The following is a 2277-nucleotide window of genomic DNA, read 5'->3' on the forward strand; positions in this document are numbered from 1 at the left end:
CCTTGATCTTGTCATCGAAGAAGCTCGCGATCTTGCGCAGCGATTCCGCGATCTTGGAGGGACCGAAGAAGTTGTATTCGCACCACGGAATGCCGAACTTCTCTTCCATGTGGCGCGAGATGTAGTTCATCGAGCGATAGCAGTGCAGCACGTTGAGCTTCGCCTTGGGCGTCGCTTCGAGCTCGGCCAGGCTGCCGTCGCCGGACCATTGCGCGATCACGCGGAGGCCCATCTCCTCGAGCAGGATGCGGGAGGACCAGGCGTCGCCGCCGATGTTGTAGTCACCGATGATCGCAACGTCGTAAGGGGTCGATTCGAACGCCGGCTTGGCTTCCGGATTGACCTTGTCGAAGATCCAGTCGCGCACCGCGTCGTTGGCGATGTGGTGACCAAGCGACTGCGAGACTCCGCGGAAGCCTTCGCAGCGGACCGGCACGATTGTCTTGCCGTCATACTCCTTGGACTTCACCTTCGACACCGCCTCGATGTCGTCGCCGATCAGGCCGATCGGGCACTCCGACTGGATGGTGATGCCGTGGTTCAGCGGGAACAGTTCCTGGATCTCGTCGATGATTTTGGCGAGCTTCTTGTCGCCGCCGAACACGATGTCCTTCTCCTGGAAGTCGGAGGTGAACTGCATCGTCACGAAAGTGTCGATGCCGGTCGTGCCGATGTAGTAGTTGCGGCGTGCGGCCCAGGAATACTGACCGCAGCCGACCGGACCGTGGCTGATGTGGATCATGTCCTTGATCGGACCCCACACCACACCCTTGGACCCGGCGTAAGCGCAGCCGCGGATGGTCATCACGCCGGGGATCGATTTCAGGTTCGACTTGACGCCGCAATCGGACTTGCCGGCCTCGTGCACGTTGAGGTGCTTGGCGCGACGCTTGGCGGTCTTCTCCGGATAGACCTTCAAGACTTCGTCGATCAGTTGCTTGTTGCGGGCCTTGATCTCCGCGACGCTCTCGGTTGTTGCTAGGCTCATACCAATATCCCTCGGTTATCCTCTGTGTGAAGCGTCTGACGCTTCCTCCGAAGCGCCGCTCTCGATCTCACTCGCGCGAACCCAACTTGCTCCCGCACGTCGGGGAAAGCAGGCCCGACGGCCGCGCCTGAACAGACTTTTGCAACGGGTGTGCCAACGCTTGCCGAACTAAAAAAGCCAAGCGATTGAAGGCAGATAGCGAAGCGAACTAGAATTGTTACAAACCCGACATCGCATCATGCCGACATCCAGGCGCACGAGCCGCTGTTCGAAACAAAACAATGCGCGGTGCGGCCAATGACGGCCGTAGCGGTGCTCTACGTTGACGAGAGTGGCGATCCCGCGCGCGGTACGGAGATTGCTTGATACGCCCCGGAGCAGCCAGAGCATTCAACAATCCAGGGATGACGATCGATGACCCAATGCCATACGCCCATCGCGGACATCATCGAGAACTTCTCCCTGCTCGACGAATGGGACGATCGCTATCGCTACGTCATCGAGCTCGGCCGCAAGCTGCCGCCGTTTCCGGAGGCCGACCGCGTCGATGCGAACAAGGTACAGGGTTGCGCCAGCCAGGTCTGGCTCGCGACCACGGTGACGCATGGTGACGGGCGGTCTTCCCTGATCTTCGCCGGCGACAGTGATGCGCACATCGTCCGCGGCCTGGTGGCGATCCTGATCGCGCTGTTGTCGGGACGGCCGGCCGCGGAGATCGTCGATGAGGATCCGCTCGCCCTGTTCGCCCGACTTGGGCTCGGCGAACATCTCACGCCGCAGCGCTCCAACGGATTTCGGTCGATGGTGGCTCGTATGCGCGCCGACGCCAGCGCCGTGCTGGCCAAGGCGGTGTAGCGGCCGGCGGACGCTATCAGTGCGGCTCGAAGGCGGTCCCGAGCCGCACCATCTCCCGCCGCCGCATGATGACGAACACCGACAGCGCCACGAACTCGACCGTGTAGTAGACCTCGCCGAGGAAACGCCAGCTTTCCCGAACAATTCCGAAATCGCCGGGATGCACCAGCGCCTCGCCGATGTCCTTGTGCGGGTACATGCCGTCGTTGCGGATCACCGTGACCGCCCGAATATGCTCACCGACCGCAAATTCGCCTGTGAAACGCCGCTCCATGGCACGCACGGTACGACGCTGACGGGCGTCGCAGACGATGCGGGCGACGGGCTGCGGCTTGGCTGCTGTCCGGCCCCTCATGAGAACAGCTCCTGCGCCTTCGCCAGGGCTTCCGCCAAAGCGTCGACTTCGTCCATCGTATTGTAGAGCGCGAACGAGG

Annotated in this window: 3 protein-coding genes; 1 reads left to right on the forward strand and 2 read right to left on the reverse strand. The window is 61.9% G+C overall.

Going from position 1 to position 2277, the window contains the following annotated elements; translation table 11 throughout:
* A partial coding sequence (locus NLR35_RS33800; protein WP_257170869.1) for a nitrogenase component 1 occupies positions 1-988 on the reverse strand: 988 nt, incomplete at its 3' end.
* Positions 989-1402: 414 nt separating this feature from the next.
* Between NLR35_RS33800 and NLR35_RS33805 the strand changes: the two genes are divergently transcribed.
* Entirely contained in the window at positions 1403-1843 is a 441-nt protein-coding gene (locus NLR35_RS33805; RefSeq protein WP_257170870.1) for a SufE family protein, read from the forward strand.
* A gap of 16 nt (positions 1844-1859) precedes the next feature.
* Here NLR35_RS33805 and NLR35_RS33810 read toward each other — a convergent pair.
* On the reverse strand, positions 1860-2277 hold a 418-nt coding region (locus NLR35_RS33810), incomplete at its 5' end, for a nitrogen fixation protein NifZ (protein ID WP_257170871.1).

The organism is Bradyrhizobium sp. SRS-191 (assembly GCF_024586915.1).
Lineage (GTDB): Bacteria > Pseudomonadota > Alphaproteobacteria > Rhizobiales > Xanthobacteraceae > Bradyrhizobium.